The following is a 25,609-nucleotide window of genomic DNA, read 5'->3' as shown; positions in this document are numbered from 1 at the left end:
GCATGGAGAAGTTCACCACCCACACCGGCCGGGCCGTTCCGCTGCGCCGCAGCAACGTCGACACCGACCAGATCATCCCGGCCCACTGGCTGAAGAAGGTCACCCGTTCCGGTTTCGAGGACGGGCTGTTCGAGGCCTGGCGCAAGGACGAGTCGTTCATCCTCAACCGGCCGGAGCGGCAGGGCGCCACCGTCCTGGTGGCCGGCCCCGAGTTCGGCACCGGCTCCTCCCGTGAGCACGCGGTCTGGGCGTTGCAGAACTACGGTTTCCACGCCGTGATCTCGTCCCGGTTCGCCGACATCTTCCGTGGCAACTCGCTGAAGAACGGCCTGCTCACCGTCGTCCTGCCGCAGGAGACCGTGGAGCGGCTCTGGGCGCTGACCGAGGCCGACCCGACCGCCGAGATCACCGTCGACCTGGAGGCCCGCGAGGTCCGCGCCGAGGGCGTCACGGCCTCCTTCGAGCTGGACGACAATGTGCGTTGGCGGCTGCTGAACGGCCTGGACGACATCAGCATCACCCTGCAGAACGAGGGCGACATCGCGGCCTTCGAGGCCACCCGGCCGGCGTTCAAGCCGCGCACTCTGCCGGTTGCCTGAGAGAACCCGCCGAGATCCTGGGAACCGCTTGGGAACAAGCATTCTGACGTTCCGCCGGATGGCCCGTCCCCCCGTCGGGGGGGCGGGCCATCCGGCGTTCCGGAGCCGGAGTTCGCCGCCCGGTCCGGCCCCCGATTGCCGATTTGGCAATGCCGCAGAGGGCCCCGGGCAAGCACAACTGCGGGTAGATGGCACAATCAGTACATGCACCGGCACCATGAACCTCCGTACGCGGGCGGCGAACCCGCGTCACCGGAGTCCACGGGCCGGGGATCCGAACGCCGAATTGACGATCGGCCGGACGCCGCCACCTCACCTGCTGAGGGGCCGGACGACCCGGAAGTCGCAGCGCTCTACGCGCTTGTGGCCGAGCGGTTGAAGCAAGCTCACGCCCGCGTGCATGCGCTGAACGTGTCTGCCGATGCAAAGACCGCTCTCACCCGACAACTCCTCATCGCCACGGAGACCGCCAAGCGCGATCTTCCGGGGGCGGCAAGGCGGTTGGCTCGCTTTGTGCAGGACCTCGACGAGGGGCGTCCGCCCGTCGTCTGAGGTCGCCGATGCGCAAATCCATTGCGACACTAGGGTGATTCGCGCGTTTGGTAATTGAAAGTCCGCAGATACATACCTAACGTGCGAAAAGAACGGATGGAATCATCCGGCGCCCGTTTCCGAAGGGGAAGACGTGAACAAGGCTCAGCTTGTCGAAGCGGTGGCCGAGCAGCTGGGCGGTCGCAAGGCTGCCGCAGAGGCCGTCGACGCAGTGCTCGACACCATGGTCCGCGCCGTTGTGGCCGGTGACCGGGTGTCGGTCACCGGTTTTGGCACCTTTGAGAAGGTGGAGCGCTCCGCGCGCTTCGCCCGCAACCCGCAGACCGGCGAGAAGGTCAAGGTCAAGAAGACCTCGGTGCCCCGCTTCCGTCCCGGCCAGGGCTTCAAGGACCTGGTCAGCGGCAGCAAGAAGCTGCCGAAGGAAGGCCCCTCGGTGAAGAAGGCCCCCAAGGGCTCCCTCACCCCGGGCAAGAGCGGCGTCGCCGCGACCCCGGCCGCCAAGCGCGCCGCCACCAAGCGCGCCGCCTCGGCCGCCGCCGCGGCTCCGGCCGCCACCAAGAAGGCCGCCGCGAAGAAGACGGCGACCACCGCCGCCGCCAAGAAGACCACGGCCACCGCCGCCAAGAAGGCGACCGCCACCAAGAAGACCACCACGGCCGCCGCGAAGAAGACCACCGCGACCGCCACCAAGAAGACCGCGGCCGCCGCGAAGAAGACGGCGACCACCGCCGCCGCCAAGAAGACCACGGCCACCGCCGCCAAGAAGGCGACCGCCACGGCCAAGAAGACGGCTCCGGCGAAGAAGACCGCCACCCGCAAGACCACCGCGCGCAAGACCACGGCGAAGTAGTCGACGGACGGCCTTCCAGAGCCGTGGCGCACCTCCACCCGGAGCCCCGGGGGACGGGCCGCCACGGCTCTTCGGCTTTCGGGCAGGGCGGCGGGGCGGGGCGTCAGCCCCCGGCCGGGTCCGGGAAGGTCTGCAGCGTCAGGAAGACCACGCGGCGGGCCTCGCCGGCGCCCTCGGTGCGGATCCGCACCCGCTGGCCGGGGCGGAGCAGCCGCAGGCCGCCCGCGTCGAAGGCGGCGGCGTCGAACGGCACCGGGGTCCCGTCGTCGAGCAGCACGGAGCCGGCCCGGGTGGCGGGGTCGAAGGTGAACGCGGTGGCCTGCATGGAAGCAGCATAGCGAGGGGTACCGACAGAACCGGGCGCTGTCTCAGCCGCGTTCGGCGGGCGCGCCCGGGGCGTAGCCGAGCCGGGCCGACAGGGCGCGGGTGTGCGGGCCGACGCCGAGTGCCAGAGCCTCGCCGAGGTCGGCACCGGTGTCGACGTCCCGGCGCACCGACTCCACGCCGTCCAGCCGCAGTTCGCGGGCGCCGCCGGACGCGTGCCGGGCCCGCGAGCCGTCGCCGAAGGCGGGGGAGAGCGGGCTGCCGGGGGCGCAGGCGAGCAGGGTGGTGCCCAGCCCCGGGGCGTCGGCCAGGAATGCCCGGCCGGCCGGCGGTACGGCCGCCAGCACCCGGGCCAGTTCGGCCGGGCGCAGCGCCGGAAGGTCCGCCGAGAGCGCGGCCAGCGGGGCGCGCGGCGCGAGCGCCAGCGCGGCCGCCGCGCCGTGCGCCAGTGCGTGGTTGAGTCCGCCGCCCGGCTCGTCGCCTACCACGACGGCGCCGAGCGCGGCCAGCCGCCGGGCGGCCGTGGCGTCCCGGGTGACCACCAGCACCCGGGCCACCCCGGGCGTGGCCAGCGCCGCGTCGACGGTGTCCAGGGCGAAGCAGAGTGCCAGGTCCGGGCGGTGCTCACCGGCAAACGGGGCCAGCCGCGTCTTCGCCAGGGCGAGCGGCTTGAGCGGCAGCACCAGCGACCAGCCGGCGGTGGGTGCGGCGGGCGCGACGGGCCCGCTGGGGCGTACGGTGTCCTGGGTCATCGGCGTCATTGTGACGCCGGTCCCGGAACCCTCGCCAGGCCGTCCGAGCTGTGCGGACGTGCGTTTGGTCACGCCCGCCCCGATGTGCTGGCGGGGTTGCTCGACAGCCGGTTCGCGGTCGGGCGAGACTGTTCCGCGCTCCGGGCCCCCGAACAGGGGGTCGCGGATGGCGAGAGACTGCGGCACCCCACGTGCCGCACCGGATGAGGAGGACCTGGGGTGGCCCGCCGCTCGTATGCCAGCTTCGGCAACGCCGACTACGGCGTCTGGTACCGCTTCGCGGCCGTGCTGGTGAAGCCGGTGACGACCGCGCTGGTGAAGCCCGACTGGCGGGGCTGGGAGCACCTTCCCCAGGAGGGTGGCTTCATCGCCGCGGTCAACCACAACTCGATCATCGACCCGGTGATCTACGCGCACTGGCAGTACAACAGCGGGCGCCCGCCGCGGATGCTCGGCAAGTCCTCGGTGTTCTCGGTGCCGTTCATCGGCTTCATGCTCCGCAAGACCCGCCAGATCCCGGTGTTCCGGGAGTCGACCGACGCCGCGCGGGCGTTCCGGGCCGCGGTCGACGCGGTGAACGACGGGCAGTGCGTGCAGTTCTACCCCGAGGGAACGCTCACCCGGGACCCGGACCTGTGGCCGATGACCGGCAAGACCGGCGTGGCCCGGGTCGCACTGATGACCGGCGCGCCGGTCATCCCGGTGGCGCACTGGGGTGCGCAGGAGATCATCCCGCCGTACGGCAGAGGCGCCTCAGGCAAGGGCAGATTCAACCTGTTCCCCCGGCACAAGGTGACGGTGGCGGCCGGGCCGGCCGTGGACCTGAGCAGGTACGCGGGCCAGGAGCTCACCTCGCAGGTGCTCCGGGACGCGACCGAGGACATCATGCAGGCGATCACCGACGTGCTGGCCGGAATCCGCGGCGAGGAGCCGCCGGCCGAGCGCTTCGACATGAGGACGGCGGCCCGGCAGCGGGCCACGACGGCCGCGGCCGAGCGGCAGCGGGCCGCGGGCAAGCGCGGCAACGGTACCGAGGAGGCCGGCAAGTGACCCGATGCGCCGTGTTCGGGACGGGTTCCTGGGGGACCGCGTTCGCGATGGTGCTGGCCGACGCCGGCTGCGAGGTGGTGCTCTGGGGCCGCCGCCAGGAGCTGGCCGACGCCGTCAACGCCACCCACACCAACCCGGACTACCTGCCGGGCGTGGAGCTTCCGGCCTCGGTCCGGGCCACCACCGACCCCGCGGAGGCGCTGGCCGGCGCCGACTTCGCGGTGCTCGTGGTGCCCTCGCAGACGCTGCGCGAGAACCTCGCGGCCTGGGCACCGCTGATCGAGCCGCAGACCGTGCTGGTCAGCCTGATGAAGGGCATCGAACTCGGCACTGCCAAGCGGATGAGCGAGGTCATCGAGGAGGTCACCAAGGTCGGCCCGGAGCGGGTCGCGGTGGTCAGCGGCCCGAACCTGGCCCGGGAGATCGCCAACCGGCAGCCCGCCGCGAGCGTGGTGGCCTGCACCGACGAGGCCGTCGCCAAGCGCCTCCAGACCGCCTGCCACACCCCGTACTTCCGCCCGTACACCAACACCGACGTGATCGGCTGCGAGCTGGGTGGCGCGGTGAAGAACGTGATCGGCCTGGCGGTCGGCATGGCCAACGGCATGGGGCTCGGCGACAACACCAAGGCGACCCTGATCACCCGCGGACTGGCCGAGACCACCCGGCTGGGGACGGCCCTCGGCGCCGACCCGCACACCTTCGCCGGGCTCGCCGGGATGGGCGACCTGGTGGCGACCTGCTCCTCGCCGTTGTCGCGCAACAACACCTTCGGTACCAACCTGGGCCGCGGGATGTCGCTGGCCGAGACCATCGCGGCCACCCGGCAGACCGCCGAGGGCGTCAAGTCCTGCGAGTCGGTCCTCGACCTGGCCCGCCGCAGCGGCGTCGACATGCCGATCGTCGAGGCCGTGGTGGACGTGGTGCACAACGGGCGCCCCACCCAGGAGGCGTTGCAGGCCCTGATGTCCCGTTCGGCCAAGGCGGAACGGCACTGAGCCCGTCCGTCCAGGGTGGCTGACTTTCCGGAAACACCCCGCACGGTACTCTCAAACGCGATATGAGCATCGAACAGACCTCCCAGAACCCGTCCGCGAAGCCGCGCGTAGCGATCGTCTTCGGTGGCCGCAGCTCCGAGCACGCCATCTCGGTCTCCACCGCGGGCAGCGTGCTGAGGGCGATCGACCGCGAGAAGTACGACGTGCTGCCGATCGGCATCACCCACGAGGGCCGTTGGGCGCTGGTCAGCGACGAGCCCGCCCGGATGGCCATCACCGACGGCCGGCTGCCGGACGTCGCCCAGGTCGCCGAGGCCCTCGACGGCCAGGTCGCGCTGCCGGTCAGCCCGGGCAGCCGCGAGGTGGTCTGGAGCGAGCCCGGAGCCGCTCCCAAGGCGCTCGGCGAGGTCGACGTGGTCTTCCCGCTGCTGCACGGCCCCTGGGGCGAGGACGGCACCCTTCAGGGGCTGCTGGAGCTCTCCGGCGTGCCGTACGTCGGCAACGGCGTGCTCTCCAGCGCGGTCGGCATGGACAAGGAGTTCACCAAGCGGATCCTGGCCTCGCACGGCCTGGGCGTCGGCCGCTACACCATCGTCCGCCCGCGCGAGTGGGAGACCGAGGCCGGCCGGGCCGGCGTCCGCGAGCGGGCCGCCGGGCTGGGCCTGCCGCTCTTCGTCAAGCCGTGCCGGGCCGGCTCCAGCATGGGCATCACGAAGGTCAAGGACCTCGCCGACCTCGACGCCGCGATCGAGGAGGCCCGCCGCCACGACCCCAAGCTGATCATCGAGGCCGGCGTTTCCGGCCGCGAGATCGAGTGCGGGGTGCTGGAGTTCGAGGACGGTCCGCGGGCCAGCGTGCCGGCCGAGGTGCTGGTCGGCGGCGACTACGAGTTCTACGACTTCGAGGCCAAGTACATCGACTCCTCCGAGGTCCGCGTCCCCGCGGAGCTCACCGAGGCGGAGACGGCCGAGATCCGCCGCCAGGCGGTCGTGGCGTTCGAGGCGCTCGGCTGCGAGGGCCTCGCCCGGGTCGACTTCTTCCTGCTGGACGACGGCAGCTGGATGATCAACGAGATCAACACCATGCCCGGCTTCACCCCGATCTCGGCCTACCCGAAGATGTGGGAGGCCACCGGGCTGTCGTACCCGGAGCTGATCGACCGGCTGCTCCAGGCGGCGCTGCGCCGCTCGACCGGTCTGCGGTAACCACGCGCACGAACGGACGAAGGGCGGGCCGGGAAGCTCCCGGCCCGCCCTTCGCGCGGGTGTTCCTGCCGTCGGTCCCGCTGTCGGTCCCGCCTACGGGATGCTGGCCTTCACCAGGTCGGAGAGGGCGGAGACCGGGTCCAGCGGGTTGGTGAACGCGCCGGCGGGGACGGTGATCTCGACGTAGGCCTTGCGCATCACCGAGGTGTACCGGTAGCCGCCGTCGTCCAGCTTCTGCGGCCACCAGGTCAGGTCGTTGATGGTGGGGGACCAGTCCGACGCGGCGGGGCCGTTCAGCGCCTCCGGGCGGTCCACGCCGCAGCGCAGCACGGTGCGCGGCGAGCTGGCCCAGGCGGCCACGTACGGGGAGGCCGGCGACGGGTCCTTGCGGGCGTGGCCGAGCAGCTCCTGCGGCAGCGTGGCGGCGAGTGCCTGGCAGTACCCGGCCGCCTTGCCCGTCGGCTCGGGCACGTCGATCCTCGCGGGCGCGCTCCAACTGCCGATCAGCACCACCACGGTGCAGGTCAGCGCGAGCGGCAGCGCCAGCCACCGGACCGGGGCCGGCAGTGCCGCCAGGAAACGGGGTACGCGGAGTTGTCGGGCCACCCGCCGATGGTAGCCGGGCCCTACAGGTGGACCACCGGACAGGTGAGGGTGCGGGTGATGCCCTCGACCTGCTGGACCTTGGCAACGACCAGGCGGCCGAGGTCGTCCACGGTCTCGGCCTCGGCCCGCACGATCACGTCGTAGGGGCCGGTGACGTCCTCGGCCTGGAGGACGCCGGGGATCTTGGAGATGGCCTCGGCCACGGCAGTGGCCTTGCCGACCTCGGTCTGGATCAGGATGTATGCCTGTACCACGGAAGGACCTCCCGGCGGCTGGGTACGCGGATAGCCGCCGTGATCGCCCGGTCGCATCAGGGTGGGAGGCGGGCTCACCGGCAGTCTGATCACCACGCTACCGCGCAGCGGGCCGGGGAGGGGAGACCTCTGCACCTCCGGAGGGCGTACGCTGCGCGCGGGGGTGCGCGGACAACGAGTTCTGATGGAAACGCGAGAGGACGGCAGATGCAGGGGACCGTGGGCGAGCTCGGCGAGTTCGGCCTCATCAGGGAGCTGACCGCCCGGGTACCGCTCACCGACGCGGTCGACCTCGGCCCGGGCGACGACGCCGCCGTGGTGAAGGCGCCGGACGGCCGGGTGGTGGCCACCACGGACGTGCTGATCGAGAACCGGCACTTCCGTCGGGACTGGTCGACCGCCTACGACGTGGGCCGCAAGGCCGCCGCCCAGAACCTCGCCGACGTGGCGGCGATGGGCGCGGTGCCGACCGCGATACTGCTCGGTCTGGTCGCCCCCGCCGACCTGCCCACCACCTGGGCCACCGAGCTGATGGACGGGCTGCGCGACGAGTGCCAGGTGGCCGGCGCGACGGTGGTCGGCGGCGATGTGGTGCGCGGCGATGTCATCACGCTGGCCATCACGGCGCTCGGAGATCTTCAGGGGCGCGCGCCGGTGACGCGAGCCGGGTCCCAGGTGGGCGACGTGGTCGCGGTCACCGGCTGGCTCGGCTGGTCCGCCGCCGGGCTGACCGTGCTCCAGCGCGGCTTCCGCTCGCCGCGCGCCTTCGTCGAGGCGCACCGCCGGCCCGAGCCGCCGTACCACGCGGGCCCGGCCGCCTCCGACTTGGGCGCCACCGCGATGGTCGACGTGAGCGACGGGCTGGTGGCCGACCTCGGACACGTCGCCCGGGCCAGCGGCGTGGACATCGACCTGCGCGCCTCCGACTTCGACGTCCCGGCCCAGATGGCCGACATCGGCCAGGCGGTCGGGGTGGACCCGCTGGTCTGGGTGCTCTCCGGCGGCGAGGACCACGCGATCGTGGCGACCTTCCCCCGTGGTGTCCAACTCCCGGCCCGCTGGCGGGTGGTGGGCGAGGTGACGGCCCGCGCCCGGGCGGCCCGCGGCGGCCGGGTGACGGTGGACGGCGCGGCCTGGGACCGGGTCGGCGGCTGGGACCACTTCGCCGAGTGACCGGCCCGCCGGGGGCGGACGGCGCGCGGCGCTCCGGCGTGCGGAGCACGGGCCGCGGCGGGCGGACGCGTAGGCTTGCGCCGAACCCAGCCCGCCCGCTCGTCCGGCGCGGGTGGTCTGAACCACTGCGGAGCGGGAGAGCACAGCCACCATGCGCATCGGTGTCCTGACCAGCGGCGGCGACTGCCCCGGCCTCAACGCGGTGATCCGCTCGGTGGTGCACCGGGGCACGGACGTGCACGGCGACGAGATCATCGGCATCGAGGACGGCTTCCTCGGCCTGATCGAGGGCCGCACCCGGCCGATCTCGCACGACGACGTCACCGGTCTGCTGACCCTCGGCGGCACCATCCTCGGCTCGGCCCGGGTCCGGCGCGAGCGGATCGCCTGGGCGGTGGAGAACGCGCAGGCCCTCGCCCGGACCATCGGCATCGACGCGCTGATCGCGATCGGCGGGGAGGGCACGCTCACCGCGGTCAAGATGTTCAGCGACGCGGGGCTGCCCGTGGTCGGAGTCCCGAAGACCATCGACAACGACATCGACGCGACCGACGTCACCTTCGGCTTCGACACCGCGGTGCACGTCGCGACCGACGCGATCGACCGGCTGAAGACCACCGCCGAATCACACCAGCGGGTGATGGTGGTGGAGTTGATGGGCCGGCACACCGGCTGGATCACCCTCACCGCCGGTATGGCGGGCGGTGCGCACGGCATCCTGATCCCGGAGAAGCCGTTCGACATCGAGGCGGTGGCCCGGATGGTCGAGGACCGCTTCTCCCGCGGCAAGAAGTTCGCCATCATCGCCGTCGCCGAGGGCGCCGCCCCGCTGCCCGGCACCATGCGCTTCGACCACGGCGACGTCGATCAGTTCGGCCACCAGACCTTCGGGGGGATCGGCAACCGCCTCGCCCACGAGCTGGAGAACCTGCTCGGCAAGGAGGCCCGACCGGTCATCCTCGGCCACACCCAGCGCGGCGGCGCTCCCACCGCCCGCGACCGGGTGCTCGCCTCCCGGTTCGGCTGGCACGCGGTGGAGGCCGTCCACCAGGGCGCGTTCGGCCACTTCACCGCGTTGCGCGGCAACGACGTCGTGCTGGTGCCGGTCGCCGAGGCGGTCACCCGGCTCAAGACCGTGCCGCAGGACCGCTGGGCGGAATCGGAGGCCGTGCTCTGACCGGGCGGGGGTAGGTTGACCTCATGGTTTCGACTGCACCCCCCAGCGTGGCGCCCGCTCGCACGGCACTTCCGCGCGTCCTGACGGTGGCCGGCTCCGACTCCGGCGGCGGCGCGGGCATCCAGGCCGACCTGAAAACGATGCTCGCCCTCGGCGTCCACGGCATGAGCGTGATCACCGCCGTCACCGCGCAGAACTCGCTCGGCGTCCAGGGGTACTGGGAGCTGCCGGCCGAGGCCGTCCGGGCCCAGTTCCGCAGCGTGGTGGACGACATCGGCGTCCAGGCCGTGAAGACCGGCATGCTCGCCTCGACCGAGCTGGTCGAGACCGTCTCCGAACTCCTGGCCGGGGTGGACGCCCCGGTGGTGGTCGACCCGGTCGGCGTCTCCAAGCACGGCGACGCGCTGCTGGCCGCCGAGGCCGTCGCCACCGTCCGGGAGAAGCTGCTGCCGGTCGCCACCCTCGCCACACCCAACCTGCACGAGGTGACGCAGATCACCGGCCGCACCGTCGAGGACGAGGGCCAGATGCTGGACGCGGCCAAGGCACTGCTCGACCTCGGGCCGCGCTGGGTGCTGGTCAAGGGCGGGCACTTGGAGGGGGAGGCCGCCGACCTGCTCTACGGCGGGGCGGGGGAGGAGTACTGGTACCGCGCGCCGCGCCACGACAACCGGCACACCCACGGCACCGGCTGCACGCTGGCCAGCGCGATCGCCGCCGGGCTGGCCAAGGGCGAGCCGCTGCCGGAGGCGGTGGCCTCGGCCAAGGAGTACATCACCGGCGCGATCGCCGCGGGCTTCGCGCTGGGCGCCGGCATCGGCCCGGTCGACCACGCCTGGCGCTGGCGCTGAGACCGCCGCCGCCGGAACCGCTCCGAAAACGGTTGACGGGCGGGCCCGAAGGCCCGCCCGTCAACCGAGGTCGGTACAGCACCGGAATACAGAAAGCCGGTCCATCCGAGGATGAACCGGCTGACTGGAGGACCGGCGTACCGGTCTGCGCGTCAGCGCGAGACCTTACCGGCCTTGATGCACGAGGTGCAGACGTTGAGCCGCTTCGGCGTCCGCCCAATCACAGCGCGCACCGTCTGGATGTTGGGGTTCCAACGACGGGGGGTACGGCGGTGAGAGTGGGAGATGCTGTTGCCGAAGCCCGGCCCCTTGCCGCAGACGTCGCAGTTGGCAGCCACAGGAGTCACTCCAAGACTTCAGATCATTTACGTTCGAAACCCCGCCGACCCACCGGAGCACTCACGTGAACCAGACCGGACCAAGGGGGTGAGCCTGGACTGTTCCAGGCAACCGGAAGAGCATACAACGCTTGCTTCCGTTCAACGAAACTACCACGACCGCGCAGGTGATCGCTGCGTCCGCTGCCCCCGGCATCCGCCCCCGGCCCCCGATAATCTGCCGGTATCACCCCTCGCCGCTGTCCTGAAGGTGTTGCTGCCCCCCAGGCCATCACGGCGTCCCATCCGGAGGAGACCTGGTGCTGCACACGCTCGACGCCCCGGCCGTGCGCAGCTGGTGCCAGCTGGCCCTGCGTGCGCTCGGCCAGGCCCGCGAGGAGATCGACGCACTCAACGTCTACCCCGTCCCGGACGGCGACACCGGCACCAACCTGTACCTGACCGTCGAGTCGGCCGCCGCCGCCGTGGAGAGCCGCTTCACCGACCCGGAAGCCGGGCCGGCGCCCGGCCTCGGCGAGACCGCACGGGCGATGGCCCGCGGCGCGCTGATCGGCGCGCGCGGCAACTCCGGGGTGATCCTCGCCCAGTGGCTGCGCGGCACCGCCGAGACGCTGGCCGAGGGCGGCGGCGCCGACCAGCTGCGGGCCGCCCTCCAGCGGGCCGCCGACTCCGCCTACCAGGCCGTCGCCGAGCCGGTCGAGGGGACGCTGCTGACCGTCGCCCGGGTTGCCGCCCGGGAGGCCGTCGGGGCCGGGGACGGCCTCGCCCAGGTCGCCGACACCGCCTACCGGGCCGCCCGGGACGCCCTGCGGCACACCCCCGAGCAGCTGCCCGTCCTGGCCGAGGCCGGGGTGGTGGACGCCGGCGGGCGCGGCCTGGTCGCCGTCCTCGGCGCCCTCGCCGACGCCGTCGCCGGGCACCAGCCGATGGGCCCGGTCGCGCTGCGCGGGGACGTCCGGATCGCGGAGAGCTGCGAGAGCCACGTCCGGCCGCCCGGCCCCGGCCACCCCGCCTTCGAGGTGATCTACCTGCTGGACGCCCCCGACACGGCGCTGCCGGCGCTGCGCGAGCGGCTCGCCGGGCTCGGCGACTCGCTGGTGGTCGGCGGCGGCGACGGCCTCTGGAACGTCCACGTGCACGTGGACGACGCGGGCGCCGCCGTCGAGGCCGGGGTCGAGGCCGGGCGGCCGCACCAGATCCGGATCACCCACTTCGCCGAGGCCGCCGCCCGCTCCGGCACCGCCGACGACCGGGGCGAGCGCGAGGAGCGCACCCGCGCGGTGCTGTCGGTGGTCTCCGGCGCGGGCCTGGCCGAACTCTGCGAGCAGGCCGGCGCCGTCGTCCTGCACGCCGACCCGGACCGCCCGCCGGCCAGCGCCGAACTGGCCGCCGCCGTCCGCCGGGCCGGCGCCCGCGAGGTCGTGCTGCTGCTCAACGACCCCGAACTGCGGGCAGCCGCCGGCGCCGCCGCCGACCAGCTGCGCGAGGAGGGCGTACGGATCGCCGTGCTGCCCACCCGTTCGCCGGTGCAGGGCCTGGCCGCGCTCGCCGTGCACGAGGCCGGCCGGCGCTTCGACGAGGACGTGGTCGCCATGACCTCCGCCGCCGGCGCCACCCGGTACGCCGAACTCGCCGTCGCCGAGGGGGAGTCCTGGACGATGGCCGGGGTCTGCCAGGCCGGGGACGTGCTCGGGCTGATCGACGGGGACGTCGTGGTGATCGGCACCGGACCGGCCGAGGTCGGGACGATGGTGCTGGACCGGATGCTCGGCGCGGGCGGCGAACTGGTCACCCTGATCCTCGGCCAGGGCGCCCCGCAGGGCCTCGCCGAGCAGCTGGTCGCGCACGCCCGGCACCGGCGGCCCGAGGTCGACGCGGTGGTCTTCCACGGCGGGCAGGGATCCGCGCCGGTGCTCATCGGCGTGGAGTAGCCCGGCTGGGCCGTGCCCGGATTGTCGGTCCGGTGGTGTAAACAAGGGCCTGATGGGCGCTCTCGATGAACCACTGACCAAGCTCGTCGGCGACCGGACCGCCAAGGTGCTCGCCGACAGCCTCAAGCTGCGCACGGTCGGGGACCTGCTGCACCACTATCCGCGCCGCTACGTCGAACGCGGCCAGCTCACCAGCCTGGACGAGCTGGAGATCGACGAGCACGTCACCGTGCTGGCCCGGATCGAGAGGGTCACCCTGATCCCGTTCCGCGGCCGCAAGGGCGACCGCCTGGAGGTGGTCGTCACCGACGGCCGCAGCCGGCTCTCGCTGGTCTTCTTCAACCAGGGCTGGCGGCAGAAGGAGCTCAAGGCCGGCGCCCAGGGCCTGTTCGCCGGCAAGGTCGGGGTCTTCAACCGCACCCGCCAGCTCGTCTCGCCGGACTACCAACTCCTCGACGAGGAGGCAGGGTCCGACGCCGCCCGGCAGTTCGCCGGCCGGCTCATCCCGGTCTACGGCGCCAGCGCCCAGATGCCCAGCTGGAAGCTGTCCATCTGCATCGAGACGGCCCTCACCAAGCACCTCGGCGACGTCGGCGAGCCGCTGCCGGCCGAGCTGCGCGAGCGGCACGACCTGATCCCGCTGCCCGAGGCACTGGAGCTGATCCACCGCCCGCACAGCCAGGCCGACCGCGAGCGCGCCCAGAGCCGGCTGCGCTGGGACGAGGCGTTCGTCCTCCAGGTCGCGCTCGCCCAGCGCCGGGCCGCCGACTCCGCCCTGCCCGCCAAGCCGCGCCGGGCCAGCGAGGGCGGCCTGCTGGACGCCTTCGACGCCCGGCTCCCGTTCACCCTCACCGAGGGCCAGGAGAAGGTCTCCGCCGAGATCGCCGCCGACCTGGCGAGCGAGCACCCGATGCACCGGCTGCTCCAGGGCGAGGTCGGCTCGGGCAAGACACTGGTCGCGCTGCGCGCCATGCTCGCCGTGGTGGACGCGGGCGGCCAGGCCGTGCTGCTGGCGCCCACCGAGGTGCTGGCCCAGCAGCACCACCGCTCGATCGTCGAGATGATGGGGGACCTGGCCGAGGGCGGCATGCTCGGCGGCTCCGACCTCGGCACCCGGGTGGTGCTGCTGACCGGCTCGATGGGCGTCCCGGTCCGGCGCCAGGCGCTGCTGGACATGGCCTGCGGGGACGCGGGCATCGCGATCGGCACCCACGCGCTGATCGAGGACAAGGTGCAGTTCCAGGACCTCGGCCTGGTCGTGGTGGACGAGCAGCACCGCTTCGGGGTCGAGCAGCGCGACGCGCTGCGCGCCAAGGGCGAGCAGCCGCCGCACCTGCTGGTGATGACGGCCACGCCGATCCCGCGCACCGTCGCGATGACCGTCTTCGGGGACTTGGAGACGTCCGTACTGGACCAGCTGCCGGCCGGCCGCTCGCCGATCTCCACCCATGTCGTCCCGGCCGTGGAGAAGCCCAACTTCCTGGCCCGGGCCTGGGAGAGGGTCCGCGAGGAGGTGGCCAAGGGCCACCAGGCGTACGTGGTCTGCCCCCGGATCGGGGACGAGGAGCCCGCCGACCCGAAGGCGGCGAAGAAGAAGCGCCAGGCCTCCGCGGCCGAGGACGACCTGGAGGACGTGGGCGCCGCGAGCGACGAACGGCGGCCGCCGCTCTCCGTGGTGGAGACCGCGGAGATGCTGGTGAAGGGCCCGCTGGCCGGGCTGCGGGTGGAGATCCTGCACGGCCGGCTGGCGCCCGATGCCAAGGACGAGGTGATGCGCCGGTTCGCGGCCGGCGAGGTGGACGTCCTGGTGGCCACCACGGTGATCGAGGTCGGGGTGAACGTCCCGAACTCCACCGCGATGGTGATCATGGACGCCGACCGCTTCGGCGTCTCCCAGCTGCACCAGCTGCGCGGCCGGGTCGGGCGAGGCAGCGCGCCCGGCCTCTGCCTGCTGGTCAGCGACATGCCGGCGGCCAGCCCCGCCCGGGCCCGGCTGGACGCGGTGGCAGGCACGCTGGACGGCTTCGAGCTGTCCCGGATCGACCTCGAACAGCGCCGTGAGGGCGATGTGCTGGGCCAGGCGCAGTCCGGGGTGAAGTCCTCGCTGAAGGTGCTCTCGGTGCTGGAGGACGAGGAGGTCATCGTGACCGCCCGGGCCGAGGCCACCCGGCTGGTCGCCGAGGACCGGGAGCTGGCCGCCCACGCGGATCTGCGCACTGCGCTGGAGAGCCTGCTCGACGCGGACCGCGCCGCCTACATGGAGAAGGGCTGACCGCGGCCGGCGCCGGCCGATTGTCAGACCCCCGCGAGAGAATGTAGTTGTTCAGGGCGCACCCCCAAGGTGCGTACCTGGCACGACACTTGGGGGTCCTGCCATGGCATTCCGTCATCTCAACGAGCTCCCGCTGGGCGACAAGGTCTTCCGGATCGAACTCGCCAGCGACGACGACCGCGAGGTCACCCTCACCCTGACCGGCTGGCGTGAGGGGGCGGCCGCGTCGCCGCTCGCCTCCGGCAAGCTCCGCCTGCCGGTCGAGGACGTCGCCTCGCTGCGGATCGCGCTCAACCGCGCGCTCCGGGCGCTGGCGATCGTCGCCGATGTCTCCGAGCCCATCCCCGACCGCGACGTGCTGCGCGAGCTGTACCCCGGCCACGGCGCCCCCTGGGTGCCGCAGCACGAGGAGGAGCTGGTCCGGCGGTTCCACGACGGCGAGACCGTCGCCCGGATCGCCGCCCGCTTCGGCCGTACGCCCGACTCCGTCCGTACCAAGCTGCGCGAGCTCGGGCACGACCCGCGCCGCCCCGAGTTCTGCCCGCCCGACGGCTGCCTCTCGTGGTCCCGCTACGCCTCGCCGGCGCTGCTCGGCGCGGCGGTCCCGGCCCAGGCCCCGGCGGCGGACGCGAGCTGACCCCGGGTCGCAGCCCCGCCGCTCCGTGCGGCGGGGCTGCGACCCGCCCGCCCGCCTCCGGGCGCCCGGGGCCGACGGCCGGCGCTCCGATGCCCTCGCGCCTCGGGGCCTCCTCACTTCTCCCCCTCCGGCACCGGCGCGCCCCTTCGAGCCGGGGCGGGACGCGGCCGTATAGCGTGGTCGGGCAGCGACGAAAGGACCTCCCACCACCATGACCCGCGTCATCGCCGGGGCGGCCGGCGGCCGCCGGCTGGCCGTACCGCCCGGCCGGGGCACCCGCCCGACCTCCGACAAGGCCCGTGAGGCGATGTTCTCCACCCTGGAGGCGCTCCGCGGCACCCTGCACGGGGCCCGGATGCTGGACCTCTTCGGCGGATCGGGCGCGGTCGGCCTGGAGGCGCTGTCGCGCGGCGCCGAGCACGTCCTGCTGGTCGAGGCGGACGGACAGGCGGCCCGGGTGATCCGGGAGAACGTGCGGACGGTCGGCCTCTCCGGCGCGGTGGTGCAGGCGGCCCGTGCCGAGAAGGTGATCGCCGGCCCGGCCCCGGAAGCCCCGTACGACCTGGTCTTCCTCGACCCGCCGTACGTCGTCACGGACGACGAGGTGCGCGAGATGCTGATCACACTCGTCGCCGGGGGCTGGCTCGCGGACGAAGCACTCGTCACCGTGGAGCGCAGCACCCGAGGCGGCGCGTTCGGCTGGCCCGAAGGCTTCGAGGAGTTGCGGTCCCGCCGCTACGGCGAGGGCACGCTCTGGTACGGTCGCGCCGCCTTCGAGGCCCGCCAGAACCCGTAGCGGGCCGAGGAGGCCCGCCGGACCGTCACCCCACGAGGGAGCATCCACGCCATGCGCCGCGCCGTCTGCCCCGGATCGTTCGACCCGATCACCAACGGTCATCTCGACATCATCGAGCGGGCCTCGAAGCTGTACGACGTGGTGCATGTCGCGGTCGCGATCAACCGGAACAAGCAGGGCATGTTCACCATCGACGAGCGGATCGCCCTGATCGAGGAGACGACCGCCAAGTACGGGAACATCGTGGTCGAGTCGCACCTCGGCCTGCTGGTGGACTTCTGCCGGGAGCGCGGCATCCCGGCGATCGTCAAGGGCCTGCGCGCCGTCAGCGACTTCGACTACGAGCTGCAGATGGCCCAGATGAACCACGGGCTGACCGGCGTCGAGACGCTCTTCCTGCCGACCTCCCCGACGTACAGCTTCCTGTCGTCCACGCTGGTCAAGGAGGTCGCCTCGTACGGGGGCGACGTCTCGCACCTGCTGCCGGAGACGGTGCACCGCAGGCTGGTCGAGAGGATCGCGGAGCGTAAGGCGCAGCAGTAGCCGGCGCGGACCGGACGCGTCCGTTTCTGCCGGTTCGTCACGACTCGTCCCAGGTGTGGCCGGGCGGGCCGGTCCGGGCGTTGTGACCTCGCCCCGCAGTGGCCGTACAGTCTGTACTCCCTGCCCTGCGGTGAGGTCCACCGCGCCGGGCCTGCCTCCGCCGGACCGTCGGCGGCACACGGAAAGACGAAGCCCCGTGGACGTGCAGAACAAGGTCGACGAGATCGTCGCGGCCGTCGAGAACGCCCGCTCGATGCCGATGTCGGCCTCCTGCGTGGTGAATCGGGCCGAGCTGGTCGGCCTGCTCCAGGACCTCAGGTCGGCGCTGCCCGCCGAGCTGGCCCACGCCCAGTCGGTGATGGCCGACCACGAGCAGGTGGTGGCCGACGCCGAGGCCGAGGCCGAGCGGATCATCCAGGGCGCGCACGCCGAGCGCGGCTCGCTGATCTCCGACACCGAGGTGGTCCGCCGGGCGCAGGCCGAGGCGGACCGCATCCTCGCGGAGGCGCGCGCCGAGGTCGAGACCAAGCGCGCCGAGGCCGACGACTACGTGGACAGCAAGCTCGCCAACTTCGAGGTCGTGCTCACCAAGACGCTCGGCGCGGTCGGCCGCGGCCGGACCAAGCTGCGCGGCGACTCCAGTGTCTTCGAGACGGAGTACGACGGCGAGAGCGACGGCGAGGAGTTCCGGCCGCAGCCGCGGATCACCCCGAGCCCCGAGGTCGACGAGTACGTCGATGTGAAGCTCGCCACTCTGGAGAACGTGCTCAGCGCGACCCTGGAGGCCGTCGGCAAGGGCCGCGACAAGCTGCTCGGCAAGGCCCCGATCGACGAGCTGGGCGCCTACCTGGCCGCCGCGGACCAGGCCCAGCAGGCCAAGGACCGCGCGGAGGCCGTCGCGGCGGGCTTCGCCGCCGCCGTCGACGCCGACGGCGAGGAGGTGCCGTGGTACCGCGAGGAGGTGCCGCAGCAGCAGTCCTGGCCCGAGCAGACCCCGGCCGCGGCCGGCTGGCAGTCCCCCGGTACGGACCAGTACGCGGCGGTCGCGCAGCAGCCCGGCGGGCAGTACGCCGAGGTGTACGGCGGCGGCTACGACCCGGCCGGCCAGGCCGACCCGTACGGAGCCCAGTACGGCTACGGGCAGCAGCAGTCGCCCCAGCAGCCGCCGCAGGGCTACCCGGCCGGGCAGGAGCAGGGCGGCTACGGCTACCCGCAGCAGGGGTACGCGGCGCAGCAGTACGACGCCTGGGGGAACCCCCAGCCGGAGGCCGGGGGAGGCTACCCGCAGCAGCCGGCCAACCCGCCGGTCCTGCCGCAGCAGCAGGCCGGCCTGGACGAGACCAGCTTCTTCGACACCAGCATGATCGACATGACCCGCCTGAGGGAGCTCGGCGGCCGGTGAGGAGCAGCTCCTCACCCGCCTCCGGGCACCCGCGGACCCGGTGCCGACGATCGTCGGCACCGCGCCCGCCGGCGCCCGCCTCCTCGTTCCTCCCTCACGGCACCGGCGCGTCCTTCGGCTCGTGAGGGGGCGGGCCGGTCGGGCCGGAAGGACCGAAGTTGGGCCTGGCGGGAGACTCCGGTAGTCTGACCACTCCGGCCTCTCCGTGTCGGGCCGTCGGTCTGCCCGCGCATCGTCCGGTGAGCAGCGCCGCGCATCAGTTTTCTCAGGAAGTCAGGACACCTTGAACCGCCTCGACCACCGCGACCCCCTCGTGTTCGACACGCACGAGCTCGGTCGTCGCCCGGGCTCGCTGCGCAAGGTGTCCCGCACCCTGGAGGCCCCCGAAGGCCTCGGGATCATCGATGTGATCGGCGTCCCGGAGAAGAGCGAGATCCGGCTGGAGCTCCGCCTGGAGTCGGTGGTCGAGGGCGTGCTGGTGACCGGCACCGCCGAGGCCCACGTCGAGGGCGAGTGCGTGCGGTGCCTGGAGCCCGTCGACGACGACATCGACGTCGACTTCCAGGAGCTGTACTACTACCCGGAGTCCGACGAGCGCCACCGCGCCCGGACCGCCGGGGCCGAGGACCTCGACGAGGACTCGGAAGAAGAGACTTACCGTTTGGAGGGCGACTTCTTCGACCTCCAGCCGGTGCTGCGTGACGCGGTGGTGCTCGCACTGCCGCTGCAGCCGGTGTGCCAGGAAGACTGCCTGGGCCTGTGCTCCGAGTGCGGAGCGCGCCTGAGCGACGACCCGGCGCACCACCACGACGCCGTCGACCCCCGGTGGGCGGCTCTGCAGGGACTCTCCGCCGCCCCCGGCGACGAGGGTGACGGAATCAAGAACAGCGACGCCCGTGAGGGTGCCGCCGAGAACCAGGAGAAGTAGCCGTGGCTGTTCCGAAGCGGAAGATGTCGCGCAGCAACACGCGCCACCGCCGTTCCAACTGGAAGGCCGTCGTTCCGGCCCTCGTGGCGTGCGACCGCTGCCACGAGCCGAAGCTCGGCCACATCGCGTGCCCGAGCTGCGGCACGTACAACCGTCGCCAGGTCCTCTCGGTCTGATCGGCGGGGTGTACGGATCGATGTCGGACGGTAACTCTTCCCGCAAGGCGGCCACTGCCCCGAAGGCTTCTTCGGGCGGCGGAAAGGCCGGCGGGCCGGCTTCGACCGAATACGACGTCCTGGAAGGGCGCCTCGGGTACACACTCGAGCGCGCCCTTCTGGTGCGTGCCCTGACCCACCGCTCGTACGCGTACGAGAACGGCGGGCTGCCCACCAACGAGCGCCTGGAGTTCCTCGGCGACTCGGTGCTGGGCCTGGTGGTGACCGACACCCTCTACCGCGTCCACCCGGACGTCCCGGAGGGCACGCTCGCCAAGCTGCGCGCCGCGGTGGTCAACTCGCGCGCGCTCGCCGACGTCGGCCGGGGCCTTGAGCTCGGCACGTTCATCCGCCTCGGCAAGGGCGAGGAGGGTACCGGCGGCCGCGACAAGTCGTCGATCCTCGCCGACACCGTCGAGGCCGTGATCGGCGCCGTCTACCTGGACCAGGGCCTGGACGCGGCCACCGAGTTCGTCCACCGGCTGTTCGACCCGCTGATCGAGGAGTCCTCGCAGCTGGGCGCCGGCCTGGACTGGAAGACCAGCCTCCAGGAGCTCACCGCCTCGGTGGGCATCGGAGTGCCGGAGTACGTGGTCGAGGAGTCCGGACCGGACCACGAGAAGACCTTCACCGCCGCGGCCCGGGTGGCCGGCGAGGACTTCGGCAGCGGCGTCGGCCGCTCGAAGAAGGAAGCCGAGCAGAAGGCCGCCGAGAGCGCCTGGCGGGCGATCAAGGAGAAGTACGCCGACCGGCTCCCCAGCGGGGCCTGATCCGGCGCTGCCCGCCGCGGACACCGCGGCGGGCCCTCCCGTGAGCGCAGTAACCTTCCTCCTGCAGATTCCCGTCGCAGGAGGCTTGTTCCCGTGCCCGAACTCCCCGAGGTAGAGGTCGTCCGCCGAGGCCTGGCCAACTGGGTCGCCGGGCGGACGGTCGCCGGTGTCGAGGTGCTGCACCCGCGGGCGGTACGCCGCCAGCCCGCCGGCGCGGCCGACTTCACCGCCCGGCTCACCGGCAGCATGCTCGGCACCGCGCAGCGCCGCGGCAAGTACCTCTGGGTCCCGCTCACCGGCCCCGGCGCGACGCCGGAGGCCGGGGGAGGGTTCTCGTTGATCGGCCACCTCGGGATGAGCGGCCAACTCCTCGTCCAGGACCCGGCGGTGCCCGACGAGACCCACCTACGCGTCCGTCTGCGGTTCACCGACGGCGGGCGCGAACTGCGCTTCGTCGACCAGCGGACCTTCGGCGGGCTGGCCGTCGAGGAGGCCGAGGACGGCGACCCCGAGGGCACCCCCGTCTCCCTCGCGCACATCGCCCGCGACCCGCTCGACCCGCGCTTCGACGACGCCGCCTTCGTGGCCGCGCTGCGCGCCAAGCGCACCACGGTCAAGCGGGCGCTGCTCGACCAGACCCTGATCAGCGGGGTCGGCAACATCTACGCGGACGAGGCGCTCTGGCGCTCCAGGCTGCACTACGACCGCCCGACCGCCGCGCTCACCCGCCCGCAGGCCGCCGTCCTGCTGACCAACGCCCGGGACGTGATGACCGCGGCCCTCGCCGTCGGCGGCACCAGCTTCGACAGCCTCTACGTCAACGTGAACGGCGAGAGCGGCTACTTCTCCCGTGACCTCGACGCCTACGGGCGCGAGCACGAGCCCTGCCGCCGCTGCGGCACCGCGATCCGCCGGGCCCCCTGGATGAACCGCTCCAGCTACTTCTGCCCCCGCTGCCAGCGCGTCCCGCGCGCCCGCAGCGGGGGCTGATCCCGCCCTACCGCTTGGAGAGTTCGGGTTCCGCGGCGGTGCCGTCGGGGGCGCCGCCGTGGGTGTCCTGGCCGAAGTAGGCGACACCGACCGCCGAGACGACGGCGAGGAGGAAGCCGGCGACGCCCAGCCAGGCGAGACCGTCCTTGGAGGAGTCCCCGAGCCAGATGACGCCGACCGCGCCGGGCAGCACCGTCTCACCGACCACGAGGGCGGCGGTCGCGCCGTTCACCGAGCCGATCTGCAGCGCGACGGTGTGCACGTACATCCCGCCGAGGCCGCCGACCAGGATCGCGTACAGGGCCGGGTCGGAGAGCAGCTTGCCGAGCTCGAACGGGTCGACGCCGTTGAGGATGCGCACGCCGACGCCGAGCGCGCCGAAGCCGAGGCCGGACAGCAGACCGGCGACGATCGCGCCGTTGGCGCCCATCCGCCGCACCAGCAGGCTGCCGCCCACCAGCAGCACGGTGGTGATCAGCAGCAGCCACCAGTGGAAGGACATCGCCGCGTGGTGGCCGCCCTCCGGACCGGCCGAGACGGCCAGCAGCACCAGCGCCGAGCAGAGGACGCCGATCGACGCCCACTCCAGCTGCTTCAGCCGGATTCCGAGCAGCTTGATGCTCAGCACCGCGGTGATCACCAGGTTGGCGCTGATGATGGTCTGCGAGAGGAACAGCGGCAGCAGCCGCGCGGCCAGCGCGCCGAGCCCGAAACCGATGAAGTCGAGCACCGTGCCGAGGATGAACTCCCAGGTGACGGCGGCCTTCGCGGTGGAGGCGAGGCTGGGCCCGCCGTGTGCGGTGGTGCCGGCCGAGGCGCCCCCGGCGGCGGCCTCCTCCCGGGCGGAGCGCCGTGATCCGACGGCCTGCAGGACCGAACCGGTGCCGTAGCAGGCGGAGGCCGCCACGGCGGTGACGAGGCCGATGAACACCCAGTGCTCCGATCGAGAGAAGTGGTCGAGAGACGAGAGAAGTGGTCAAGAGAAGGTCAAGGGACCGAGGTACGGCCACCACTATGCCCGGTCGCGGGACAGCGTCGGAGCGCTCCGCCACCGGGCTGCGCCTGCCGGAACGTACGTCCGGGCCGGTGGCCGGGTTCCCGCCGTCGGCACGGTTCGGGGGCGGCCGGGGAAACATCATCCCCGAGGAGGGGAGCGCCCCCGGCGGACGGTGGGGGTACGCCCGCCGGCCCGTATGCGAAGGGTATGCCCTGCCCGGACGCCGGTGGGGGTAGCGTCGGTGACATGAGAACCCTTGCTCGACGACGTTCCCGGGGCGGCGGGCCCCTGGCCCTGGTGGCGGCGCTGCTCGGGCTGCTGCTCCTGCTGGCGCCGGCGGCGTCCGCCGCCGGCGGGCTGGACGACGCCACCGCGACGCTCAAGCAGGGCCGGGTGTACGTCGACCCGGCGATGACGGGCCGGTTCAGCCAGAGCCAGGCCGACGCCCTGACCGAGAAGATCCGCAAGGCGGACAAGCCGGTCTTCATCGCGGTCGTCCCGGCCGCCGACCCGTACGGCGCCCAGACCGTCTTCAACGACCTGCGCACCAAGGTGGGCATCACCGGTACCTACGGCGTCTGGCGCGGCGACCAGTTCCAGGCCCGCTCGGACCGGGAGGCGCTGCCCACCGCGAGCGCCGAACGGATCGCGGGCGCGGCCTTCCGCTCGCACCCCGGCGACGTCGGCGCCACCCTGAACGACTTCGTCGACACCGCCGCGCCGCAGGTCAAGGGCCACGGCGTGAACAGCTCCGGCGGGGGCCTGTCGACCGCCGCGATCGTCGTCCCGCTGGCCTTGCTGGCACTGGCCGGCACCGGCGTCTTCCTGCTCTTCCGCCGGGCGAAGAAGCGCAAGGAGGAGCAGCGGCAGGCCGAACTGGCGCAGCTGCGCCGGGTGGTGGACGAGGACATCACCGCCTTCGGCGAGGAGCTCGACCGGCTCGACTTCAACCCGGGCGCCGCCGACGCCGACGACGTCCAGCGCGCCGACTACACGCACGCCCTCGACTCGTACGAGCGGGCCAAGCGCAGCATGGACGAGGCCAAGGGCCCGGAGGACGTCAAGCCGGTCACCGAGGCGCTGGAGGACGGCCGCTTCGCGCTGGCCACGCTGGCCGCGCGCCGGGAGAAGCTGCCACTGCCGGAGCGCCGCCCGCCGTGCTTCTTCGACCCGCGCCACGGCCCGTCCGTGCAGGACGCCGACTGGGCCCCGGCCGGCGGCGCCGCGCGCACCGTCCCGGTCTGCCGGGCGGACGCCGACCGGCTGGCCACCGGCCGGGACCCGGACATCCGGACCGTCCCGACCGAGCACGGCCCCCAGCCGTACTGGAACGCCGGCCCGGCCTACGGGCCCTGGGCGGGCGGCTACTTCGGCGGTTACGGCGGCGGCCTGCTGCCGGGCCTGCTGGTGGGCACCATGCTCGGATCGATGATGAGCACCCCGGCCTACGGCGCTCCGGTCGACGGCGGCTCCGACTACGACGGCGGCGACTACTCGGGTGCCGACTACAACTCCGGTGACTTCGGCGGTGGCTTCGACAGCGGAGGTGACTTCGGCGGCGGAGGTGACTTCGGTGGCGGGGGCGACTTCGGCGGAGGGTTCTGACGCCGGCGCGGCATCCCGCACCGGACAGGATCCCGACCCGCTGATGCCCCCGACCCGTTGACGCTGCCGAGCGGTTGACGCTCCCGGTCCCGCCCGACGGGGTCGAACGACAGCACGGCCCCGCCACCCACCGGCGGGGCCGCAGTGCTGTCCGGAGCCGTCCGGGGGAGCCGGGGGTGATGGGTTTGAGAACGCAACCCTGTGTGGCAGGCTGGCTCTGTGACCTCCCACACGCCTTCGGCCCCGCCCTCCCTCCCCGGCCGGCCCTGCTCGATCGCCGCCACGCTGAACGTGGTCGGCGAGAAGTGGGCGCTGCTCGCCGTCCGCGAGCTGTTCTACGGCAACCACCGCTTCGACCGGATCGCCCGCAACACCGGCGCGCCGCGCGACCGGCTCACCGCACGGCTGCGCGCCTTGGAGGAGGCGGGCGTCGTCGAGCGCCGCGCCTACAGCGAGCGGCCGCCGCGGTACGAGTACCACCTCACCGAGGCCGGCCGTGACCTCGCGCCGCTCACCCAGGCGCTGCTCGGCTGGGGCGACCGCTGGCTGCTGCCCGAGCCGCCGGTCAGCTTCGGGCACACGCCCCAGGGGCACGAGCCGCACCCGTACGACCCGGCCTGGGTCTGCCGCACCTGCGGCGAGGAGGGGCGGCGCGGGGACCTCCAGGTGGAGATCCACAGCCCGGGCTGGACGATGGAGGGCCCCGCTGCGCCGTGACGCGTGGTGATGCCGCTCCGGATAGGGTCGGGGGCATGCACGGTCGTGACGCGCACAGCGATGAACCGGTCCGGGTGACCGCCTGGGTGCGGGGCAAGGTCCAGCGGGTCGGCTTCCGCTGGTGGACCAGGGCGCGCGCGTTGGAGATCGGCCTGACCGGCTACGCGAGCAACCTCGGCGACGGCCGGGTCCAGGTGGTGGCCGAGGGTCTCGCCGCCGACTGCGAGGAACTGCTCGCCCTGCTGCGCGGCCCCGACACGCCCGGCGGGGTATCCGGTGTGACCGAGATCTGGACGGCCGTCGGCGCCGGCTACGAGAGCTTCGAGATCCGCTGAACCGGGTGGCGGGGCGGGTGGTGGGCCCGTCCGCGCGGGGCGTACGCGAAACGATCGGCAACTGTCGGTGTCATACGGTTGCCATCGGGGCAGACTCGTGGTTGACTCCGCATCGAACGATGATCCACGAGCACCTGGTGGAGACCGGCCCGAGACCGCCTGGCGTGACCACACCGCCATGCAGGTGACAGGGGCGCGGTAGCGTGGGGTGATCGTGTTGACCCTTTCCGTCTTTGGTGAGACGCTTGAAGCCCGCGCACACGACCGCGTTTATCCGGTAGGCGTATACCCCGTGGGCCCAGCTCACGGTGGTTGTGCCGTGGTGCCCAGCCAGCACTGCCGGTGGCGCGCCGCGCGTGCGTCCCCCTTCCCCCTAGACCTGTACCGTTCCGGTTCGGTCACTCAGCGTGGAGGACCATTCATCATGGCAAAGGCGCTTCTCGGGTACGTCGGCGGCCCCGACCCGCGAATGCTCTCCGAGATGCGACGGCTTCAGCAGCGCGTCCAGGACCTGGAGTCCGAGCTCCTTCGGATGCAGGCTGAGAACGACGCTCTCACCGCTGTCGCTGACGAGCACTCGCTGCTCAACAGCATCGATCTGGATCAGCGGGAGCCGGCTCTCACCTGAGTCCCGCCCGGTCCTCGCAGATCGACGCCGCTGTGCACTGAGCCGCCCCGAAAGGGACGCAGCTTGCAAGGGACGCCCTGAGTGGCGTCCCTTCGTCGTGTCCGGAGGCGTATC

The 25,609-nt window shown here is 72.8% G+C and carries 29 protein-coding genes; 23 read left to right on the top strand and 6 right to left on the bottom strand.

Translation table 11 applies throughout. The annotated features are described in order from the left end of the window. Nucleotides 1-2 precede the first annotated feature (2 nt). From leuD to OG286_RS14255, 3 genes are all read left to right on the top strand, one after another. A complete protein-coding gene (leuD, locus tag OG286_RS14265) occupies nt 3-599 on the top strand; it encodes a 3-isopropylmalate dehydratase small subunit (protein ID WP_396325447.1) in 597 nt (198 codons plus the stop codon). A 204-nt stretch (nt 600-803) separates the two neighbouring features. After that, the gene (locus OG286_RS14260) at nt 804-1,151 is read left to right on the top strand and encodes a hypothetical protein (protein WP_396325448.1); all 348 of its coding nucleotides are present in this window, start codon (nt 804-806) and stop codon (nt 1,149-1,151) included. Nucleotides 1,152-1,284: 133 nt separating this feature from the next. Further along, entirely contained in the window at nt 1,285-2,001 is a 717-nt protein-coding gene (locus tag OG286_RS14255) for an HU family DNA-binding protein (RefSeq protein ID WP_396325449.1), read from the top strand. A 103-nt stretch (nt 2,002-2,104) separates the two neighbouring features. Here OG286_RS14255 and OG286_RS14250 read toward each other — a convergent pair whose 3' ends face one another. Both OG286_RS14250 and cofC read right to left on the bottom strand, forming a co-directional pair. Then, nucleotides 2,105-2,326 (bottom strand): hypothetical protein, encoded by a 222-nt coding sequence (locus tag OG286_RS14250; RefSeq protein WP_396325450.1) that lies wholly within the window; start codon nt 2,324-2,326, stop codon nt 2,105-2,107. Nucleotides 2,327-2,369: 43 nt separating this feature from the next. After that, a complete protein-coding gene (gene cofC, locus OG286_RS14245) occupies nt 2,370-3,077 on the bottom strand; it encodes a 2-phospho-L-lactate guanylyltransferase (protein WP_396325451.1) in 708 nt (235 codons plus the stop codon). A 219-nt stretch (nt 3,078-3,296) separates the two neighbouring features. Here cofC and OG286_RS14240 point away from each other — a divergent pair, with 219 nt between their 5' ends. The 3 genes from OG286_RS14240 (at nt 3,297) to OG286_RS14230 (ending at nt 6,330) form a co-directional block, all read left to right on the top strand. After that, nucleotides 3,297-4,127 (top strand): lysophospholipid acyltransferase family protein, encoded by an 831-nt coding sequence (locus tag OG286_RS14240; RefSeq protein WP_396325452.1) that lies wholly within the window; start codon nt 3,297-3,299, stop codon nt 4,125-4,127. Then, a complete protein-coding gene (locus OG286_RS14235; RefSeq protein ID WP_396325453.1) occupies nt 4,124-5,125 on the top strand; it encodes an NAD(P)H-dependent glycerol-3-phosphate dehydrogenase in 1,002 nt (333 codons plus the stop codon). Before OG286_RS14240 ends, OG286_RS14235 begins: the two co-directional genes overlap by 4 nt. Nucleotides 5,126-5,187: 62 nt before the next feature. Then, nucleotides 5,188-6,330, top strand: a complete 1,143-nt coding sequence (locus OG286_RS14230) for a D-alanine--D-alanine ligase family protein (RefSeq protein WP_396325454.1) — start codon at nt 5,188-5,190, stop codon at nt 6,328-6,330. A 93-nt stretch (nt 6,331-6,423) separates the two neighbouring features. Here the strand turns inward: OG286_RS14230 and OG286_RS14225 are convergent, their stop codons facing one another. Beyond that, a complete protein-coding gene (locus OG286_RS14225; protein ID WP_396325455.1) occupies nt 6,424-6,936 on the bottom strand; it encodes a DUF3515 domain-containing protein in 513 nt (170 codons plus the stop codon). Nucleotides 6,937-6,956: 20 nt separating this feature from the next. After that, a complete protein-coding gene (locus tag OG286_RS14220) occupies nt 6,957-7,190 on the bottom strand; it encodes an Lrp/AsnC family transcriptional regulator (RefSeq protein WP_396325456.1) in 234 nt (77 codons plus the stop codon). A 207-nt stretch (nt 7,191-7,397) separates the two neighbouring features. Here OG286_RS14220 and OG286_RS14215 point away from each other — a divergent pair, with 207 nt between their 5' ends. The 3 genes from OG286_RS14215 to thiD all read left to right on the top strand — a co-directional run bounded on the left by OG286_RS14215 (nt 7,398) and on the right by thiD (nt 10,391). Then, nucleotides 7,398-8,363, top strand: coding sequence for a thiamine-phosphate kinase (locus tag OG286_RS14215; protein WP_396325457.1), 966 nt, complete (start codon nt 7,398-7,400; stop codon nt 8,361-8,363). Between the two features lie 151 nt (nt 8,364-8,514). After that, a complete protein-coding gene (locus OG286_RS14210) occupies nt 8,515-9,540 on the top strand; it encodes a 6-phosphofructokinase (RefSeq protein ID WP_396325458.1) in 1,026 nt (341 codons plus the stop codon). Between the two features lie 23 nt (nt 9,541-9,563). Further along, nucleotides 9,564-10,391, top strand: coding sequence for a bifunctional hydroxymethylpyrimidine kinase/phosphomethylpyrimidine kinase (gene thiD, locus OG286_RS14205; RefSeq protein ID WP_396325459.1), 828 nt, complete (start codon nt 9,564-9,566; stop codon nt 10,389-10,391). 152 nt (nt 10,392-10,543) lie between these two features. Here the strand turns inward: thiD and rpmB are convergent, their stop codons facing one another. Then, complete coding sequence (rpmB, locus tag OG286_RS14200) at nt 10,544-10,729, bottom strand: 50S ribosomal protein L28 (RefSeq protein ID WP_014138233.1); 186 nt, start codon at nt 10,727-10,729, stop codon at nt 10,544-10,546. A 299-nt stretch (nt 10,730-11,028) separates the two neighbouring features. Here rpmB and OG286_RS14195 point away from each other — a divergent pair, with 299 nt between their 5' ends. The 10 genes from OG286_RS14195 to mutM all read left to right on the top strand — a co-directional run bounded on the left by OG286_RS14195 (nt 11,029) and on the right by mutM (nt 21,213). Beyond that, entirely contained in the window at nt 11,029-12,660 is a 1,632-nt protein-coding gene (locus OG286_RS14195; RefSeq protein ID WP_396325461.1) for a DAK2 domain-containing protein, read from the top strand. Nucleotides 12,661-12,712: 52 nt separating this feature from the next. Continuing rightward, on the top strand, nt 12,713-14,932 hold the full coding sequence (gene recG, locus OG286_RS14190; protein WP_396325462.1) for an ATP-dependent DNA helicase RecG: 2,220 nt from the start codon (nt 12,713-12,715) through the stop codon (nt 14,930-14,932). Between the two features lie 103 nt (nt 14,933-15,035). Continuing rightward, nucleotides 15,036-15,569 (top strand): hypothetical protein, encoded by a 534-nt coding sequence (locus OG286_RS14185; protein ID WP_396325463.1) that lies wholly within the window; start codon nt 15,036-15,038, stop codon nt 15,567-15,569. 211 nt (nt 15,570-15,780) lie between these two features. Next, entirely contained in the window at nt 15,781-16,365 is a 585-nt protein-coding gene (gene rsmD, locus OG286_RS14180; RefSeq protein ID WP_396325464.1) for a 16S rRNA (guanine(966)-N(2))-methyltransferase RsmD, read from the top strand. A gap of 51 nt (nt 16,366-16,416) precedes the next feature. After that, nucleotides 16,417-16,908 carry a pantetheine-phosphate adenylyltransferase gene (coaD, locus tag OG286_RS14175; RefSeq protein ID WP_189923500.1) on the top strand — a complete coding sequence of 164 codons (492 nt, stop codon included), beginning with the start codon at nt 16,417-16,419 and terminating at the stop codon, nt 16,906-16,908. A 196-nt stretch (nt 16,909-17,104) separates the two neighbouring features. Next, nucleotides 17,105-18,310, top strand: a complete 1,206-nt coding sequence (locus OG286_RS14170; RefSeq protein ID WP_396325467.1) for an ATP synthase F0 subunit B — start codon at nt 17,105-17,107, stop codon at nt 18,308-18,310. A gap of 283 nt (nt 18,311-18,593) precedes the next feature. Continuing rightward, the gene (locus OG286_RS14165) at nt 18,594-19,238 is read left to right on the top strand and encodes a YceD family protein (RefSeq protein ID WP_396325469.1); all 645 of its coding nucleotides are present in this window, start codon (nt 18,594-18,596) and stop codon (nt 19,236-19,238) included. Between the two features lie 2 nt (nt 19,239-19,240). Next, a complete protein-coding gene (gene rpmF / locus OG286_RS14160; protein WP_030056747.1) occupies nt 19,241-19,414 on the top strand; it encodes a 50S ribosomal protein L32 in 174 nt (57 codons plus the stop codon). A gap of 20 nt (nt 19,415-19,434) precedes the next feature. Continuing rightward, entirely contained in the window at nt 19,435-20,223 is a 789-nt protein-coding gene (gene rnc / locus OG286_RS14155) for a ribonuclease III (RefSeq protein WP_396325470.1), read from the top strand. A gap of 93 nt (nt 20,224-20,316) precedes the next feature. After that, nucleotides 20,317-21,213, top strand: coding sequence for a bifunctional DNA-formamidopyrimidine glycosylase/DNA-(apurinic or apyrimidinic site) lyase (mutM, locus tag OG286_RS14150; RefSeq protein ID WP_405361441.1), 897 nt, complete (start codon nt 20,317-20,319; stop codon nt 21,211-21,213). Between the two features lie 7 nt (nt 21,214-21,220). Here mutM and OG286_RS14145 read toward each other — a convergent pair whose 3' ends face one another. Then, on the bottom strand, nt 21,221-22,144 hold the full coding sequence (locus tag OG286_RS14145) for a hypothetical protein (RefSeq protein ID WP_396325472.1): 924 nt from the start codon (nt 22,142-22,144) through the stop codon (nt 21,221-21,223). A 312-nt stretch (nt 22,145-22,456) separates the two neighbouring features. On the opposite strand from OG286_RS14145, the gene OG286_RS14140 reads away from it, so the two are divergent. From OG286_RS14140 to OG286_RS14125, 4 genes are all read left to right on the top strand, one after another. Then, entirely contained in the window at nt 22,457-23,815 is a 1,359-nt protein-coding gene (locus tag OG286_RS14140; protein ID WP_405361443.1) for a hypothetical protein, read from the top strand. 219 nt (nt 23,816-24,034) lie between these two features. Continuing rightward, a complete protein-coding gene (locus OG286_RS14135) occupies nt 24,035-24,532 on the top strand; it encodes a winged helix-turn-helix transcriptional regulator (protein ID WP_396325474.1) in 498 nt (165 codons plus the stop codon). Between the two features lie 35 nt (nt 24,533-24,567). Beyond that, nucleotides 24,568-24,867 carry an acylphosphatase gene (locus OG286_RS14130; protein WP_405365316.1) on the top strand — a complete coding sequence of 100 codons (300 nt, stop codon included), beginning with the start codon at nt 24,568-24,570 and terminating at the stop codon, nt 24,865-24,867. Between the two features lie 424 nt (nt 24,868-25,291). Beyond that, complete coding sequence (locus tag OG286_RS14125) at nt 25,292-25,495, top strand: hypothetical protein (RefSeq protein WP_030243474.1); 204 nt, start codon at nt 25,292-25,294, stop codon at nt 25,493-25,495. Nucleotides 25,496-25,609 lie beyond the last annotated feature (114 nt).

The organism is Kitasatospora sp. NBC_00039 (genome assembly GCF_045160625.1).
Classification (GTDB): domain Bacteria; phylum Actinomycetota; class Actinomycetes; order Streptomycetales; family Streptomycetaceae; genus Kitasatospora.
This window is presented reverse-complemented; position numbering and strand designations above follow the sequence as displayed.